Origin of the sequence: Candidatus Skiveiella danica (assembly GCF_022705245.1) — a bacterium.
GTDB lineage: Bacteria > Pseudomonadota > Gammaproteobacteria > Burkholderiales > Burkholderiaceae_C > Skiveiella > Skiveiella danica.
Genome location: NZ_JAKJEW010000011.1, coordinates 49,088 through 64,674 on the forward strand (window position 1 = coordinate 49,088; position 15,587 = coordinate 64,674).

The 15,587-nt window shown below is 67.1% G+C and carries 15 protein-coding genes; 10 read left to right on the forward strand and 5 right to left on the reverse strand.

Annotated features, from left to right (window positions below; all coding sequences use genetic code 11):
- The first annotated feature begins 82 nt into the window (after positions 1-82).
- The 5 genes from ACMUOY_RS08295 (at position 83) to ACMUOY_RS08315 (ending at position 5,638) form a co-directional block, all read left to right on the forward strand.
- Positions 83-436 carry an AzlD domain-containing protein gene (locus ACMUOY_RS08295; protein ID WP_413892294.1) on the forward strand — a complete coding sequence of 118 codons (354 nt, stop codon included), beginning with the start codon at positions 83-85 and terminating at the stop codon, positions 434-436.
- A 96-nt stretch (positions 437-532) separates the two neighbouring features.
- The gene (locus tag ACMUOY_RS08300) at positions 533-1,810 is read left to right on the forward strand and encodes a phosphoglycerate kinase (protein ID WP_413892235.1); all 1,278 of its coding nucleotides are present in this window, start codon (positions 533-535) and stop codon (positions 1,808-1,810) included.
- A gap of 197 nt (positions 1,811-2,007) precedes the next feature.
- Positions 2,008-3,450, forward strand: a complete 1,443-nt coding sequence (gene pyk, locus ACMUOY_RS08305) for a pyruvate kinase (protein WP_413892236.1) — start codon at positions 2,008-2,010, stop codon at positions 3,448-3,450.
- A 130-nt stretch (positions 3,451-3,580) separates the two neighbouring features.
- On the forward strand, positions 3,581-4,645 hold the full coding sequence (fba, locus tag ACMUOY_RS08310) for a class II fructose-bisphosphate aldolase (protein ID WP_413892237.1): 1,065 nt from the start codon (positions 3,581-3,583) through the stop codon (positions 4,643-4,645).
- 84 nt (positions 4,646-4,729) lie between these two features.
- Entirely contained in the window at positions 4,730-5,638 is a 909-nt protein-coding gene (locus tag ACMUOY_RS08315) for a phosphoribosylaminoimidazolesuccinocarboxamide synthase (RefSeq protein ID WP_413892238.1), read from the forward strand.
- A 122-nt stretch (positions 5,639-5,760) separates the two neighbouring features.
- Here ACMUOY_RS08315 and trxA read toward each other — a convergent pair whose 3' ends face one another.
- Complete coding sequence (gene trxA / locus ACMUOY_RS08320; protein WP_413892239.1) at positions 5,761-6,717, reverse strand: thioredoxin; 957 nt, start codon at positions 6,715-6,717, stop codon at positions 5,761-5,763.
- 58 nt (positions 6,718-6,775) lie between these two features.
- Here trxA and purE point away from each other — a divergent pair, with 58 nt between their 5' ends.
- The 4 genes from purE to ACMUOY_RS08340 all read left to right on the forward strand — a co-directional run bounded on the left by purE (position 6,776) and on the right by ACMUOY_RS08340 (position 10,616).
- Positions 6,776-7,264, forward strand: a complete 489-nt coding sequence (gene purE, locus ACMUOY_RS08325) for a 5-(carboxyamino)imidazole ribonucleotide mutase (RefSeq protein WP_413892240.1) — start codon at positions 6,776-6,778, stop codon at positions 7,262-7,264.
- Positions 7,265-7,325: 61 nt separating this feature from the next.
- Complete coding sequence (locus ACMUOY_RS08330) at positions 7,326-8,669, forward strand: 5-(carboxyamino)imidazole ribonucleotide synthase (protein ID WP_413892241.1); 1,344 nt, start codon at positions 7,326-7,328, stop codon at positions 8,667-8,669.
- A gap of 19 nt (positions 8,670-8,688) precedes the next feature.
- Positions 8,689-9,678, forward strand: coding sequence for an L-threonylcarbamoyladenylate synthase (locus tag ACMUOY_RS08335; RefSeq protein WP_413892242.1), 990 nt, complete (start codon positions 8,689-8,691; stop codon positions 9,676-9,678).
- 53 nt (positions 9,679-9,731) lie between these two features.
- Complete coding sequence (locus ACMUOY_RS08340) at positions 9,732-10,616, forward strand: SGNH/GDSL hydrolase family protein (protein ID WP_413892243.1); 885 nt, start codon at positions 9,732-9,734, stop codon at positions 10,614-10,616.
- 103 nt (positions 10,617-10,719) lie between these two features.
- Here ACMUOY_RS08340 and ACMUOY_RS08345 read toward each other — a convergent pair whose 3' ends face one another.
- The 3 genes from ACMUOY_RS08345 to ACMUOY_RS08355 all read right to left on the reverse strand — a co-directional run bounded on the left by ACMUOY_RS08345 (position 10,720) and on the right by ACMUOY_RS08355 (position 12,893).
- Entirely contained in the window at positions 10,720-11,391 is a 672-nt protein-coding gene (locus ACMUOY_RS08345; RefSeq protein WP_413892244.1) for an OmpW/AlkL family protein, read from the reverse strand.
- 21 nt (positions 11,392-11,412) lie between these two features.
- Positions 11,413-12,513: an SGNH/GDSL hydrolase family protein gene (locus tag ACMUOY_RS08350; protein ID WP_413892245.1), complete on the reverse strand. Its 1,101-nt coding sequence runs from the start codon at positions 12,511-12,513 to the stop codon at positions 11,413-11,415.
- Between the two features lie 125 nt (positions 12,514-12,638).
- Positions 12,639-12,893 carry a SemiSWEET transporter gene (locus ACMUOY_RS08355; RefSeq protein ID WP_413892246.1) on the reverse strand — a complete coding sequence of 85 codons (255 nt, stop codon included), beginning with the start codon at positions 12,891-12,893 and terminating at the stop codon, positions 12,639-12,641.
- A gap of 163 nt (positions 12,894-13,056) precedes the next feature.
- On the opposite strand from ACMUOY_RS08355, the gene ACMUOY_RS08360 reads away from it, so the two are divergent.
- On the forward strand, positions 13,057-14,019 hold the full coding sequence (locus ACMUOY_RS08360) for an IS1595 family transposase (protein WP_413892247.1): 963 nt from the start codon (positions 13,057-13,059) through the stop codon (positions 14,017-14,019).
- Between the two features lie 16 nt (positions 14,020-14,035).
- Here ACMUOY_RS08360 and dacB read toward each other — a convergent pair whose 3' ends face one another.
- Positions 14,036-15,535, reverse strand: coding sequence for a D-alanyl-D-alanine carboxypeptidase/D-alanyl-D-alanine-endopeptidase (gene dacB, locus ACMUOY_RS08365; RefSeq protein WP_413892248.1), 1,500 nt, complete (start codon positions 15,533-15,535; stop codon positions 14,036-14,038).
- Positions 15,536-15,587 lie beyond the last annotated feature (52 nt).

Below are 15,587 nucleotides of genomic sequence, written 5' to 3' on the forward strand. Positions count from 1 at the left end.
TGAGCGCCGCACGGCCGCCCGAAGGCGCGAGGGCCCCCTTGGGGGGCAGCGCAGTACGCGCAGCGACAAGCGTGGGGGCCAAATGAGCCAGCCCGGCACCGACCTGTGGACGCTGGGCGTCATCGTCGGCCTGACGGTGGTCACCGTGGTCACGCGCAGCTTTTTCTTTCTTTCGAGCCGTGAATGGCAACTGCCGCACTGGGCCCAGCGCGGCTTGCAGTACGCGCCCATCGCCGCGCTGTCGGCGGTGATCGTGCCCGAGGTGGTGATGACCCAGGGACAGTTCATCAGCACCTGGCAGGATGCGCGGCTGTTCGGTGCCGCCGCCGGCGCGGCGTTCTACTTCTGGCGCCGCGGCCAGGGGCAGGCGGTTCTGGGCACCATCGTCGTCGGCATGGCGGTCTACCTGCCCTTGCATCTCGGGCTGGGTTGGTAGCCGGGCGGCTGTCGGGGCGACACTGACCTGGGTCAAGGCCGGCCGCCGCGCGGCTTCTAGAATGACCGCCATTCCAACCACGCTCGATCCACCGCCATGAACGTCATCCGCTTCTCCGATCTGTGCGCCCAGGGCAAGGCCCGCGGCCAGCGCGTCTTCATCCGTGCCGACCTGAACGTGCCATTGCGCCCCCACGCTCCGCCGCTGCGCGGGTCGCTGCCCCCCGAGGGGGCGTCGGCCGGCTTGGGGCGGCCCGGCGCCGTCCTGGACGACAGCGGCTGGGAGATCACCGAAGACACCCGCATCCGCGCCAGCGTGCCCTGCATCCGCATGGCGCTGGAGGCCGGCGCCGCTGTCATGGTCACCAGCCACCTGGGTCGCCCCACGGAAGGCGACTTCAAACCCGAAGACAGCCTGGCCCCGGTGGCCGCGCGCCTGGGCGAGCTGCTGGGCCGCGACGTCCCGCTGGTGGCCAACTGGGTCGACGGCGTCAGCGTGCAGCCCGGCCAGGTCGTGCTGCTGGAGAACTGCCGCGTCAACAAAGGCGAGAAGAAAAACAACGAAGAGCTGGCGAAGAAGATGGCCGCCCTGTGCGACATCTACGTGAACGACGCCTTCGGCACCGCCCACCGCGCCGAAGGCACCACCTACGGCATCGCCCAGTTCGCGCCCATCGCCTGCGCCGGCCCGCTGCTGGCCGCCGAGATCGACGCGATCACCCAAGCCCTGGCCAACCCGAAACGCCCGCTGGTGGCCATCGTCGCCGGCTCCAAGGTCAGCACCAAGCTCACCATCCTCAAGAGCCTGTCGGCCAATGTGGATCAGCTCATCGTGGGCGGCGGCATCGCCAACACCTTCATGCTGGCCGCCGGGCTGAAGATCGGCAAGAGCTTGGCGGAGGCCGACCTGGTGGGTGAAGCCAAGGCCGTGATCGAGGCCATGAAGGCGCGCGGCGCCGACGTGCCGATCCCGAGCGACGTCGTGACCGCCAAGACCTTCGCCGCCGACGCGCCGGCGGAGATCAAGGCCGCCACCGACGTGGCCGACGACGACCTGATCCTGGACATCGGCCCGCACACGGCCGCCCGGCTCGCCGCCCGGCTCAAGGCGGCCGGCACCATCGTCTGGAACGGCCCGGTGGGGGTGTTCGAGTTCCCCGCGTTCGAACACGGCACCCAGGTCATCGCCAAGGCGATCGCCGAATCCGACGCCTTCAGCATCGCCGGTGGCGGCGACACGCTGGCCGCCATTGCCAAGTACGGCATCGAGAAGGACGTGGGCTACATCTCCACCGGCGGCGGCGCCTTCCTGGAGGTGCTGGAGGGCAAGACGCTGCCGGCACTGGAGATCCTCACGAAGCGCGCGGCCGCCTGAGGGTGGACGATCCGCTGCCGAACCTTGTCGCGGTCGCTATCATTAATATAGCTGCTCGTGACCAGCAGACGCAGGGAAAGGCCTGAAAAGGCACAGAAAACGGCCCGCAACAGGACATTCCGGGCGCTTGGGTGCGGTCTGGAACCGTTGCGCGCCTTCCATGGGAGAATCAGGCCCCCCGAAAAGGAGCCCTTCCCATGCCCCACCGCGCCACCAAGATCGTCGCCACCCTCGGACCCGCATCGAGTGATCCGGCCCTGCTGATGGCCATGATCACGGCGGGCGTCAACGTGGTGCGGCTGAATTTCAGCCATGGCAAGGCGCAGGATCACATCGACCGCGCCAGCCTGGTGCGTGACGCCGCCAAGCGCGCCGGCCGCGAGGTGGCCATCATGGCCGACCTGCAGGGGCCCAAGATCCGCGTCGGCAAGTTCGCCGAAGGCAAGGTGATGCTGGAGGCCGGCGCACCGTTCGTGCTCGACGCCTCGCGCGCCGAACCGGGCGACGTGCATGGCGTGGGCCTCGACTACAAGGAACTGCCGCGCGATGTGCAGGCCGGCGACCTGCTGCTGCTCAACGACGGCCTGATCGTGCTCAAGGTGCACTCAGTCCGCGGCGAGGCGGTGCACACGGTGGTCCAGCTCGGCGGCGAACTGTCCAACAACAAAGGCATCAACAAGCAGGGTGGCGGCCTGACCGCGCCGGCGCTGACCGCCAAGGACATGGACGACATCAAGACCGCGATGGCGTTCCAGGCCGACTACGTGGCGGTCAGCTTCCCGAAGAACGCCACCGACATGGAAATGGCGCGCCAGCTCTGCAATGTGGCCGCGGCCGAGTTCCGGCACAAGCCGGGCCTGATTGCCAAGATCGAGCGCGCCGAGGCGATCCCGCACCTGGAAGAAATCCTGCGCGCCAGCGACGGCATCATGGTGGCGCGCGGCGATCTGGCGGTCGAGGTGGGCAACGCCACTGTGCCGGCGCTGCAGAAGCGCATGATCAAGATGGCCCGTCTGCACGACAAGGTGGTGATCACCGCCACGCAGATGATGGAGAGCATGATCACCAACCCGGTGCCCACGCGCGCCGAGGTCAGCGATGTGGCCAATGCCGTGCTCGATGGCACGGACGCGGTGATGCTGTCGGCCGAAACGGCCGCCGGCAAATACCCGCTGGAAACCGTGCTGGAGATGGCCAAGATCTGCGAAGCCGCGGAAGAGGCCGAAGGCGCGGAGCACGCGGAGCTGGACGCCGACTTCAACGGGCAGACCTTCACGCGGATCGACCAGTCCATCGCCATGGGCGCGCTGTTCACCGCCCACCACCTGGGCGCCAAGGCCATCGTGGCGCTCACCGACTCGGGCTCCACGCCCTTGTGGATGAGCCGCCACCGCACCAACATCCCGATCTACGCCATCACCTCCAAGCTGGCCACGCAGCGCCGCATGGCGCTGTACCGCAACGTGCGCCCGCTGCTGGCCGTGACCAGCGGCGACCGCGACGTCGCGCTGATGCAGGCGGAAAGTCACCTCAAGGAACTGGGCATCGTCAAGACCGGCGACGTGTACGCGATCACCTACGGCGAGCCCATGGGTTCGGCGGGCGGGACCAACATGCTGCGCATCTCCAAGGTCGCCTGAGGGCAGCCCACAGGCACGCCGGGACCTGATCCGGCGCAAGGTCCGGCGCGGGATCGGACGATAAAATTGAACCTAATGCCCCGTACCGTTTGGGTTTCGGGTTCGGTTTTTTCAACTCTCGGAGCTTCATATGGCACTGGTTTCCATGCGCGAACTGCTTGATCACGCAGCCGCCAACGGCTACGGCATTCCGGCCTTCAACGTCAACAACCTCGAACAGGTGCAGGCCGTGATGGCGGCGGCCGACGAGGTCGGCGCTCCCGTGATCCTGCAGGCGAGCGCCGGTGCCCGCAAGTACGCGGGTGAGCCCTTTATCAAGCACCTGATCCAGGCCGCCGCCGAGATGTACCCGCACATCCCGCTGGTCATGCACCAGGACCACGGCACCAGCGTCAAGGTCTGCGAAGGCGCCATCGCCCTGGGCTTCGGCTCGGTCATGATGGACGGCTCGCTCATGGAAGACGGCAAGACACCGTCCAGCTTCGACTACAACGTGGACGTGACCCGCAAGGTGGTCGAGATGGCGCACAAAAGCGGTGTCACCGTGGAAGGCGAGCTCGGCTGCCTCGGCAACCTCGAAACCGGTGACGCTGGCGAGGAAGACGGCATCGGCGCCGAAGGCAAGCTGGACCACTCCCAGATGCTGACCGACCCCGAGGAGGCCGCCACCTTCGTCAAGGCCACCCAGCTCGACGCCCTGGCCATCGCCATCGGCACCAGCCACGGCGCCTACAAGTTCAGCCGCCCGCCCACCGGCGACATCCTGGCGATCAGCCGCGTGAAGGAAATCAACGCCCGCATTCCCAACACCCACCTGGTGATGCACGGCTCCAGCAGCGTGCCGCAGGACCTGCTGGCCATCATCAACCAGTACGGCGGCAAGATGAAGCAGACCTACGGCGTGCCGGTGAAAGAGATCCAGGAAGCCATCAAGCACGGTGTGCGCAAGATCAACATCGACACCGACATCCGCATGGCCATGACCGGCGCCGTGCGCAAGTTCCTGGCTGAAAACCCCGAGAAGTTCGATGCCCGCGAATGGCTCAAACCCGCCCGCGAGGCCGCCAAGGCCATCTGCAAGCAGCGTTACCTGGAGTTCGGCTGCGAAGGTCAGGGCGCCCGGATCAAGGGCACCACGCTGGTGGACATGGCCGCGCGCTACGCCCGGGGCGAACTGGCGCAGGTCGTGAACTGATCGCGCGATAATTCCGCCGAATGGCACGAGGCCCGTTGACTGTTCAACGGGCCTTTTTTCTGCATCCCCCGAACTCGAGCGATCATGACCCCAGCCCTCCACACCTCGGCCCTGACCTCCCTGCCGCTGCTGGCGCGCGGCAAGGTGCGCGACAACTACGCCGTGGGCGACGACCGCATCCTGATGGTGGCGTCGGACCGCATCAGCGCGTTCGACGTCATCATGGGTCAGCCCATTCCGGGCAAGGGTGAATTGCTCACGAAGATGGCCTTGTGGTGGTTCGACCAGCTCGGGCCCAATGGCCTGAACCTGTGCCCGATCCACCTGACCGGCGAGGCGCCCGAGAGCGTGGTGGCGCCCGCCGAGGTGCCGCAGGTCGCCGGGCGCTCGATGCTGGTGCGCCGGCTCAAGCCGATCCTGGTCGAGGCCGTGGTGCGCGGCTATCTGGCGGGCAGCGGATGGAAGGAATACCAGGAAAACCAGTCGGTCTGCGGTGTGGCGCTGCCGGCGGGCCTGAAGAACGCGAGCCGGCTGCCCGAGCCGATCTACACGCCGGCCGCCAAGGCCGCTGCGGGGGAGCACGACGAAAACATCACGTTCGAGCGCACGGTCGAACTGATCGGGCCCGACCTGGCGACCCGCATCCGCGACATCAGCCTGGCCATCTACAAGGCGGCCGCCGCGATCGCGTTGAAGAAGGGCATCATCATCGCCGACACCAAGTTCGAATTCGGACTGGATGCCGACGGCACCCTGACGCTGATGGACGAGGTGTTGACGCCCGATTCGTCACGCTACTGGCCGGCCGAGAGCTACGCCGAAGGCGGCAACCCGCCGAGTTTCGACAAACAGTTCTTGCGCGACTGGCTGGAGCAGGTGCGCATCAACGGCAAGCCGTGGGACAAGACACCCCCGGCGCCACACCTGCCGCGCGACGTGGTCGAAAAAACCGCCGCCAAATACGGCGAAGCGCTGCAGCGCCTGGTCGGCTGACAGGCGAGCGCGCGGTTGAGAGCGCTCCTGTTTCAGGAGTGGCTCATGGCCGTCCGACGCTGGGATCGGGCCGATACGATGCAGAATCTGGCGGAAAATGCGGACGTTCGGCGACCTGGGCCTCAGTTCAGCATCATGCTGAGTTTGCGCCGGTAGGCGGACACCAGCGCCGCCTGCGGGTCCTCCTGCACCGTGGCCTTGCCGGCCAGTTCGATGCCGCCCGCCGTCTTGCCGGGCGTCTGCTCGCCGGCCTTGGGGCGCGCCGGCGAGAGCAGTTCCAGGATGGCGACGAAGGTCTTGCGCGGCGCGGCGTCGTTCCAGAGCTTGTCGCGCATGATGATTTCCAGCAGCTCGTCCATCGCCGCAGTCCACTCGCCATGCGCCATCAGCACGCGGCTCTTGGCGAAGCGGGTTTCGAAATCGCGCTTGTTGTCGGCGATCTTCGCGTCGAACTGCGCCAGCGGCCAGGCGCCGCACGGGTCGGTGGCGGCGAACTGCAGCGCGTTCATCCAATGGGACAGAGCCTCGAATCGCAGCGGCACCGGGATCTGCGCCAGCGCGGGGGCCAGCGCGGCAGCAGCCTCACCAAACGCGCCGGTGCCGATCAGCAACTTCACGTAGTCAAAGCGGATGTCGTCGTTGCCGGGATCGGTGGCCAGCGCATCGCCCAGGCGGGCCAGCGCGGCGTTCACGTCACCGGATGCCAGGTGTTGCTGGGCTTCCTGCGCGTCGGCCTCGGCCGCCAGCTCATGCTCGCCGGGCAGGTGCTTGTCGAGAAACTCGCGCAGCTTGCCCTCGGGCAGCGCACCCATGAACCCGTCCACCGGCTGCCCGCCGATCATCAGGATGCAGGTGGGGATGCTCTTGATGCCGAACGCCGCGGCCAGTTGCTGCTCGTCGTCGGAGTTGATCTTGACCAGCTTGAAACGGCCCGCATACGCCACCTCCAGCTTTTCGAGGATCGGGCCGATCGACTTGCACGGGCCGCACCACGGGGCCCAGAAATCGATCAGCACGGGCACGTCCATGGAGGCGGCGATCACCTCGGTTTCAAAGTTCTGCAGGGTGATGTCCATCATGGGGAGGTCAATCCGGGTGAAACCTTAAAATTCAACAACTTCCTTCGAAAAGCTCCCGATGACTCAAGCGCTTATCGGCGTGGTCATGGGCTCCAGTTCCGACTGGGACACCATGCAGCACGCAGTCCAGATTCTCCAACAATTCGACATCCCCTTCGAGGCGCGGGTGGTGTCGGCCCACCGAATGCCCGACGACATGTTCGCCTACGCCGAGGCCGCCGTCGGGCGGGGTCTGAAGGCCATCATCGCCGGCGCCGGCGGTGCGGCCCACCTGCCGGGCATGATCGCGGCCAAGACGGTGGTGCCGGTGCTGGGCGTGCCGGTGCAGTCCAAGGCTTTGTCGGGCGTGGATTCGCTGCACAGCATCGTGCAGATGCCCAAGGGGGTGCCGGTGGCCACCTTTGCCATCGGCGTGGCCGGCGCGGCCAACGCGGCCCTGTTCGCGGTGGCCCTGCTGGCCAACGAAGACCCGGCGCTGCGCGGGCGGCTCGAAGCGTTTCGCGCCGAGCAGACCGAAGCGGCCCGCGCCATGACGCTGCCCGTATGAGCGCAGCGCCGGGCCGCCCCAAGCAAGCTCGCACCGCCGTGCGCGGCACGGAGGTTACCCAGTGAACACCACCATCCTTCCCGGTACCACGGCCTCGGGCCAGCAGACCACCCTCGGTGTGATGGGTGGCGGCCAGCTCGGGCGCATGTTCGTGCAGGCGGCCCAGGCGATGGGCTACTTCACCGCGGTGCTCGACCCGGACCCGGCCAGCCCCGCCGGCCTGGTGAGCCACTTCCACATCCAGACCGACTACCTGGACGAACAGGGCCTGGCGCAGCTGATGCAGCGCTGCGCCGCCATCACCACCGAGTTCGAGAACGTGCCGGCCCCCGCGCTGTTCACGCTGGGTGCGCACCGCCCGGTGGCGCCCGGCGCCGATGCGGTGGCCATCGCCCAGGACCGCAGCGCGGAGAAGGCCCATTTCCTGCGCTGTGGCGTGCCGGTGGCCCCCTACGCGGTGATCGAAACGTCCGAGCAACTTGCTGCACTCATCGAAGAGCCGAGCGCAGCGCCGGGCCGCCCCAAGCAAGCGAGCGCCCCCTCGGGGCTGAGTGCCGCGGCTACGGATGTGCCTGCGCACATCCGGACGGCACGAAGAGGCCCCGACTCTGGCGGAGACACGTCCAGCGCAGTACACGAATTGACCAGCGTGGGGGCCTATCTCTTCCCAGGCATCCTGAAGACCGCCCGCCTGGGCTACGACGGCAAGGGCCAGGTCCGGGTGGCCACACCAGCCGAGCTGGCCGCCGCCTGGGACGCGCTCAAGAACGTGCCCTGCGTGCTGGAGAAGATGCTGCCGCTCGCCGCCGAATGCTCGGTGATCGTGGCGCGCAGCGCCGACGGCACCATGGTGCATTTCCACCCGCAGCTGAACCTGCACCGCGACGGCATTCTCGCCGTCACCCAGGTTTTTGAAGGCAATCTGCCCCTTCCCAGCGTGGAACGGGCGGTGTCAGCTACCAAAGCAATAGCGAACGAGTTGCAGTACGTCGGCGTGCTGTGCGTCGAATTCTTCGTGCTGGACGACGGCAGCCTGGTCGTCAACGAAATGGCGCCGCGCCCGCACAACAGCGGCCACTACACACTGGACGCCTGCGACGTGTCGCAGTTCGAGCTGCAGGTGCGCGCGCTCACCGGCCTGCCGCTGGTGCCGCCGCGCCACCACAGCCCGGCCATCATGCTCAACCTGCTGGGCGACCTGTGGTTCGATGCCGCCGGCCGGCCGATCACACCCGCCTGGCGCGAGGTGCTGGCGCTGCCGGGCGCGCACCTGCACCTGTACGGCAAGCTCGATGCCCGCAAGGGCCGCAAGATGGGCCACCTCACCCTCACCGGCGACAGCGTCGAGGCGGTGCGTGCCACCGCCTTGCAAGCCGCCAGCCTGCTGGGCATCCCGGCCTTCTGAACCCGGGGCTTCTTCCGCCATGATTCTGGACGGTCGATCCGACGACGCCATCGCCGCCGCGGTGCGTGCGCTGAAGGCCGGGGAACTCGTGGGCCTGCCCACCGAGACGGTGTACGGCCTGGCCGGCGACGCGGACAACGACCGGGCGGTGGCCCGGATCTTCGAAGCCAAGGGCCGGCCTGCCAACCACCCCCTGATCGTGCATGTGGCCGACGCAGCGGGCGTGGACCACTTCGCCGCCGATGTGCCCGAATTCGCGCGCCGTCTGATCGACGCTTTCTGGCCGGGGCCGCTGACGCTGATCCTGCCGCGACGCCCCGGCGTGGGCGCCGCCGCGGCCGGCGGGCAGGACTCGATCGGCCTGCGTTGCCCCTCGCACCCGGTGGCGCAGGCGCTGCTGCGGGCCGGTGCGGCGCAGGGCGTGCGCGGGCTGGCCGCGCCCAGCGCCAATCCGTTCGGTCGGGTGAGCCCGACCACCGCCGCCCATGTGCGCTCCGGCCTGGGCGAATCGCTGCTGGTGCTCGACGGCGGCGCCTGCGACGTGGGCATCGAATCCACCATCGTCGACTGCACACGCGGCGCGCCCGTCCTGCTGCGACCGGGCGGCATCAGCCGGGCCCAGGTCGAGGCGGCCTGCGGGCAGCCCTTGCGCGAAGGGGCCGCGCTCGGCGCGCCCGATCCGAAAGCCTCCGGCACCTTGCTGGCGCACTATGCCCCGGCCGCGCCGGTGCGGCTGATGGACGCGAAGGCGCTGCAGACGGCGCTGGACCTGCTCGGCGCCGACGCGGCCCACATCGCCACCTGGTCCCGTGCCATCCTCAAGACGCCTTCATCCGGCGTGATCCGCCGGCGCATGCCCGAAGATGCCGCCGCCACCGCGCAGCAGCTGTTTGCCGTGCTGCGCGAGTTCGACGCGCAAGGTGCCCGCCTGATCTGGATCGAGACGCCCCCGGAGACCCCCGAATGGGAGGCGGTGCGTGACCGGCTCCAGCGGGCCGCAGCGGCGTGAGGCGGCGCACGCCCAGCCTCGTTAAACTAGCCCCCAATTCCTTGGAGATTTCAATGACAGGAAACCCGTTGCGCCGCATCCTGCTGGCGCTGACCTGCGCATCCGCCGCGCTGCTGGCCGCCTGCGGCTCCGGCACCATCGTCGATCCCTTCCAGCCCACGCGTGTACTGTCGGTGGGCGACAGCTTCAGCGACCTGGGGCAGGACGGCAAGCGCTATACCGTCAACGACGGCACGATCAACATCTGGAGCCAGCAGCTGGCCGCCAGCTTCGGGTTGCCCCTGGTGGCGTCGAACAAGGGCGGTCTTTCCTATGCCCGCGGTGACGCGCTGGTGCAGGGCCCGACCGGCAACAGCATCGAGGCGCAGGTCACCGAGCTGCTGTCCAAGAACACGCTGCAGCCGGGCGACCTGGTGCTGATCAACGGTGGCATCGCCGATATCGTGACCAATGTGGCGGCCTATGGCTTCTCGTCCCAATCCATCGCCAACGTGAAGGCCGCCGGTACGGCACTGGGTGCCCAGGTGCAGCGACTGGTGAATGCCGGAGCCAAGCACGTGCTGCTGGCGGGGGTGTATCCGCTGGGCCTGTCGCCCTATGGGGCCGCCTCGGGGCAGGTCACCAACCTCACCAACATCACGCTGGACTTCAACAATGCCCTGAAGCTGTCGGTGGTCGACCTGGGCTACAACGTGCTGTACCTGGATTCGTCCAATTACTACAGCAATGTCTATTACACGCCGACCAACTACGCGCCGCTCAACAATTCAACCACGATCGCCTGCACCACCGTGCTGGTCACCGAGTGCACGCCTGCCACCATCACGCCGGGCTATGACTACAACACCTTGCTGTATGCCAGTGGCTTCTACTTCACGCCAACGGCGCACCGACTGCTGGGCACCTATGGCTACGACCAGTTGAGGAATCGCTGGTAATTGGAGCAAAGAGGCGAACCCGTCCCAAGCTTGCACGCACGAAAAAGCCGACCCGAGGGTCGGCTCTTTTTCACGGGTCCGACGAGCGCCGGACAACCGAAGGTCAGAACCGGTAACCGACGGCGATGGCCACAGACACCGGGTTCAGCGTCATCGGTTGGGTTTGTCCGGTGGACAGCGTGGTGGTGTTTTTCAGCCAGGTGTAGCCCACGACGCCGTCAAGGAACCAGCGCTCGTTGAAGGAGTAGGTGGCGCCGGCCTGCACGCTCAGGGCGAATTTGGATTCGATCGAGAACGTGGTGGGATTGGACGGCGTGCCGCCGGACAGCGCATTCAGGGTATTGGTGGCGTTTTCGTCATAGAAGTAGGCATAGGTCAGGCCGGCACCCAGGTAGGGGCGGAAGGCCGCCTTGGCATCACCAAACCGGTATTGGGCGAACAAAGTGGCGGGAAGCGCCTTCGTCGTGCCGATCGTGCCCACGCCGGCAATGGCGCCTGCGCCCGTCAAGGTGTGCGTGAACGGCAGCGCCAGCGGCAGATCCACCGACCAGTTGTCGGTGATCATGTAGGTGATGCCGCCACCCAGGCTCCAGTCGCTGCTGACATCGGTCTGGGTGTTGGGCCAGGCGGGCGGCGACAGGTCGCCGCTGGACACCTGCGGGTAGATGCCGGTGGCGCCCACGCGGGCCATCCAGGTGCCTGCGGACTGGGCCTGCGCGGCCGATCCCGCGACCAGCGCCAGAGCCACCAGGGAGAGCTTGAGGGTCTGTTTCATGTGTGTGTCTCCTTGAAGGGGTTACAGCCAGCCGGCCTGGGCCATCAGTCTGGAAGCAAACTGCGACAGCAATTGGTGCCCGTAGGGGGTGGGATGCACGTCGTCGGCGAAAGCGTAGTGGGAAATGTCCCCCTTGATCACGTTGCTGGCATTGCAAACCAGTGATGAGCCGGGGGCATCGGCCGGGTTGCTCAGCGCGTTCGGGCCGCAGACCGGGGTGGTGACGTTGGTCAGGGCGTACTGGGCCGGATCACTCACCATGGCTTTGAACTCGGAATAGAAGTCACCCAAAATGACACCGGAAACACCCGCCAGTTGGGCTGCCAGTTGGGCATTGAAGGCGGTGGTCATGGCATCGACCAGGCCGCGCGTCTGGGCATCCAGGTGCTGGCCGAATGGCGTTCCGGCCACATAGGGCATGTTGACGACGAGCACCTGTTTGGCGCCTTTGGCGACCACCATCGACTTGATATAGGCGCCCAGTTCGGCACCGGCAGTGGCCACGTTGGTCACGGCCGCCTGCGGCGTTTGTGCTCCGGCGGCGACGGACCCCAGTTCCACGAAGACGTCGTTGGCGCCCGCCAGCACCGTGACGAGTTCCTTGCCGGTGTAGCTGCCGCCCGATGCCGTCAGGTGCGCGCTCATCTGGTCCTTCACCGGCTTGGTGGTGAAGCCCAGGTTGTACTGGTTGAACGGCGCGCCTTGCCACAAAAAGGACTGGATGCCCAATGGGCTGGTGACCCGTGAGCCGCCTTGGGCATAGTTGAAGCAATTCGCCTTCGCCGTCGCAGGCGCACCGACGAGACCTGGGATGTTGGGATACATGCCGGTTTGCGCCGAGCAGGTCGTGGGCACCGGCAGCAAGGCAGCGATACGTTCGGTCCAGATCTGGCCGCCCGTGGTGGCGTTCACGGTGAACCGCCCGGCGCCGCCCGTGGCCTGGCCCAGGCCGGCGATGCTGCCCACGTTGTAGCTGCCGATGTCGCTCAGGCTGTCGCCAAAGGTCACCATGGCATTGATGCCGACCTTGTTGGACGGGCCGTCGGCGGTCTCACCGCCGCCGCAAGCGGCCACGATTGCGGCCGCGGCCAGTGCGGCCAGTTTCCATCTGATGTCTTTCATTCGCGTGCTCCTGATAAAAAAGAACGATCGTTCGTTTACGCAATGACCATGATAGGCTGCACCGGCCGGCCGATGAACCGGGTAAACACCGAGGGTGGCCCTCGCATGGATGTGCCTGTGCTGCTTCAGCGAAAACGCAGCTTCATGACCAGGATGAACGAGGCCAGCGCCAGCGTGATGGCGTTGGCGAAGACCACCGGCCAGGCGGCGGTCAGCCAGCCATAGACCAGCCACAGCGCCACGCCGAGGGTGAACACGCTGTACATGCCCAGCGAGATGCCGCTGACGTCGCGGGTGCGAAGGGTCAGCCAGGCCTGCGGCACGAAACTGCAGGTGGTGAGGAGAGCGGCGAGGTAACCGATGGCGTCGGGCAGCTGCATGCGGCGGATCCTGCGGTGGGATGAAGACTATCGAAATCGTAGCTGCCAATGACCCATTGACGCTGGGAAAGTGCCATTTTGGGGCTATGTCTGCATTAGGTGTTGAAAAGAGTGGTGCCAGAGCCTAAAGTCAGTCTGACTTCAGCAGAAGTGGAGGCGCGACATGAACCGAAGCGACTTTGCCAGACTTCTCGACCAGCTGGGATCCTTGAGCCCAAAGCAGCGGGCACAGGTGCAGGGCATTCTGACTGCGCTGCCCGATACAGCCCCCAGCGCCGTTGCCCGCATCATCCCCGGCCCCGAGGCCTGCCCCCACTGCCAGGCCCCTGCCGAGCAACTTCGCCCTTGGGGCCACAGCCATGGGCTGGCGCGCATGCGTTGCCACTCTTGCGGCAGAACCAGCAATGCGTTGACCGGCACACCCCTGGCGCACCTGCGTCGGCGTGAACAATGGATGCACCATGCGCAGGCGCTGATCGAGGGGGCGAGCGTGCGCAAGGCGGCCCAATGCTGCGGTGTCGACAAGAACACCGCGTTTCGCTGGCGCCATCGCTTTCTTCAGGCGGCCGCCATGCACCGACCCGCGCACGAGGGCGGGATTGTCGAGGCCGATGAGACCTTCTTTCTGGAGTCCTTCAAGGGACAACGCAAGTTGCCCAGGCCAGCGCGCAAACGCGGCGGGGCGGGAGCCTATTTCGAACGTGTTGCAGTGCTGGTGGCGCGCGACCGTAGCGGACAAACCGCAGACTTCCGGCTTGAGAACGTTGACGCAGCCCACATCACTGCGGTGTTGAATCCCTTGATCGACAAGGATGCCATTTTGTGCACCGACGGTGCAGTGATCTATCAAAAAGTGGCCCGAACCATGGGAGTGACCCATCGGGCCGTCAACGTTCAAAAGGGCATCCGGGTACTTGACGGGGCCTTTCATATCCAGAACGTCAACGCTTATGACAGTCGCCTCAAGCAGTGGATGAGCCGCTTCCACGGGGTGGCCACCAAGTACTTGGAAAACTATCTCGGTTGGCGCCGCATGATCGAGCGGTACCGGCAGAACATCTCACCCAATGTTTGCTTGTACGAAGCGCTTGGCAGGTGGCAGCCGCAACAGCTAATGCAGACATAGCCCATTTTGGTCGGAATCATCGGTCCAGCGCGACCCATTCGACGAGCTGGTCCAGCGCCGGTCGCGCGGCGTTGGCATTGTCGTGGTTGATCAGGGCCACCAGGCTGTAGCGCTGGCCGCTGCGCCCGTTCACGTAGCCGGCCACGGCCGCCACGTCGCGCAGCGAGCCGGTCTTGAGCCAGGCATTGCCCAGGGCCTGCGAGGCGGCGTTGCGCTCGCGCATGCGCGCCACCGTGCCGTCCACGCCGGCAATGCCGAGCGACTGGGTGAAAGGCCCGGACAGGGGCCCGCTGGCGGCGCGGCGCAACAGCGCGGTCAGCGCGGCGGCGCTGCTGCGCTCTTCACGCGACAGGCCCGAGCCGTTGTCCAGCACCGGCGCTGCCTGCTCGCCGAAGCGCTCGCGCCACCAGCGCTGCAGGCGCTGGCGCGAGCCCTCAAAGGTGCCACGCCCCTGCTCCTGGCTGGAAAACGTCAGAAACAGCTGCTGCGCCATCACGTTGTTCGAGAACTTGTTGATGTCGGCGACGATGTCGCCCATCGGCAGCGAGTCGGCGCTGACCCACAGGCGGGCGGCGGCGGGCGTGGTGCCTTCGCGCACCCGCCCCTGGAGGCGGCCCCCCGCGGCGTCCCACATCGCCTGCACCACGCGGGCCGCGTAGGCCCGTGGCTCGACATAGGCCACCGGCCACAGCCTTTCTCCGCAGGCCGCAGGGTAGCGCCCGGCAAAGCGCACCCGGTCGGGGCTGGAGAAATCGGCGCGAAGGCCAGCCCGCCAGTCGCCGCAGGGGCCGGATGCCAGCGCCAGGCTGGCGGGGATCTCCACGCCGGCGATCGGCGGTTCGCTGCGGATCAGCGCCTGGGCGCGGGAGGGATCCGGGGTGAAGGTGAACACCAGCGACTTGAAGTTCACCAGCAGGCCGTCGGGGGAGGCGTTGTAGGGCCGAAGCGGCTCGTCATCGAACGCGCCGGGGTGGCGCTCGGGCACCTGGAAGATGCTGCGGTCGAGCACGATGTCGCCGCGCACCTCGCGCACGCCCTGCGCCATCACCTGCCGCAACAGCGCATCCACGCGCTCCAGCACGAGTTTCGGATCGCCGCTGCCGCGGATGATCAGGTTGCCGTCGAGCACGCCGTCGGTGACCGGGCCGTCGACGTACACGCGGTTGGTCCAGGTGAAATCCGTGCCCAGCAGGTCAAGCCCTGCGTAGGTGGTGATCAGTTTCATCACCGAGGCCGGGTTCATCGAGGCGTCGGCGCGGTGGCTCAGCCGCACGGGGGGTGGCGTTCCCACCGCGCCGGCGCGACCGGCTGAGACCGGGGTCATCGAGGCGCTGGCAGCCCCCGGCACCGGCGTGACCATCACGCTCACCGCATCCGCCGGCACCCCGGCGCGCGCCAGCGCCTGGGCGAACTCGGGCGGCAGCGCGGCCGGGCTCGCGGCGGGCAGCAGGGCTAAAGCGCTTCCAAGGGTCAGATGCAGCGCGGTGCAGCGAAAGAGAACCACGGGTCGAAACATGTTTTCAGTCTACAGGGCCCGAGCGGGGTGCCGTTCGGCCACGGATAATCCC

Coding starts and splice junctions, on each gene's coding strand:
- ACMUOY_RS08295 (WP_413892294.1), top strand. CDS start 83: ATGAGCCAGCCCGGCACCGACCTGTGGACGCTGGGCGTCATCGTCGGC.
- ACMUOY_RS08300 (WP_413892235.1), top strand. CDS start 533: ATGAACGTCATCCGCTTCTCCGATCTGTGCGCCCAGGGCAAGGCCCGC.
- pyk (WP_413892236.1), top strand. CDS start 2,008: ATGCCCCACCGCGCCACCAAGATCGTCGCCACCCTCGGACCCGCATCG.
- fba (WP_413892237.1), top strand. CDS start 3,581: ATGGCACTGGTTTCCATGCGCGAACTGCTTGATCACGCAGCCGCCAAC.
- ACMUOY_RS08315 (WP_413892238.1), top strand. CDS start 4,730: ATGACCCCAGCCCTCCACACCTCGGCCCTGACCTCCCTGCCGCTGCTG.
- trxA (WP_413892239.1), bottom strand. CDS start 6,717: ATGATGGACATCACCCTGCAGAACTTTGAAACCGAGGTGATCGCCGCC.
- purE (WP_413892240.1), top strand. CDS start 6,776: ATGACTCAAGCGCTTATCGGCGTGGTCATGGGCTCCAGTTCCGACTGG.
- ACMUOY_RS08335 (WP_413892242.1), top strand. CDS start 8,689: ATGATTCTGGACGGTCGATCCGACGACGCCATCGCCGCCGCGGTGCGT.
- ACMUOY_RS08340 (WP_413892243.1), top strand. CDS start 9,732: ATGACAGGAAACCCGTTGCGCCGCATCCTGCTGGCGCTGACCTGCGCA.
- ACMUOY_RS08345 (WP_413892244.1), bottom strand. CDS start 11,391: ATGAAACAGACCCTCAAGCTCTCCCTGGTGGCTCTGGCGCTGGTCGCG.
- ACMUOY_RS08350 (WP_413892245.1), bottom strand. CDS start 12,513: ATGAAAGACATCAGATGGAAACTGGCCGCACTGGCCGCGGCCGCAATC.
- ACMUOY_RS08355 (WP_413892246.1), bottom strand. CDS start 12,893: ATGCAGCTGCCCGACGCCATCGGTTACCTCGCCGCTCTCCTCACCACC.
- ACMUOY_RS08360 (WP_413892247.1), top strand. CDS start 13,057: ATGAACCGAAGCGACTTTGCCAGACTTCTCGACCAGCTGGGATCCTTG.
- dacB (WP_413892248.1), bottom strand. CDS start 15,535: ATGTTTCGACCCGTGGTTCTCTTTCGCTGCACCGCGCTGCATCTGACC.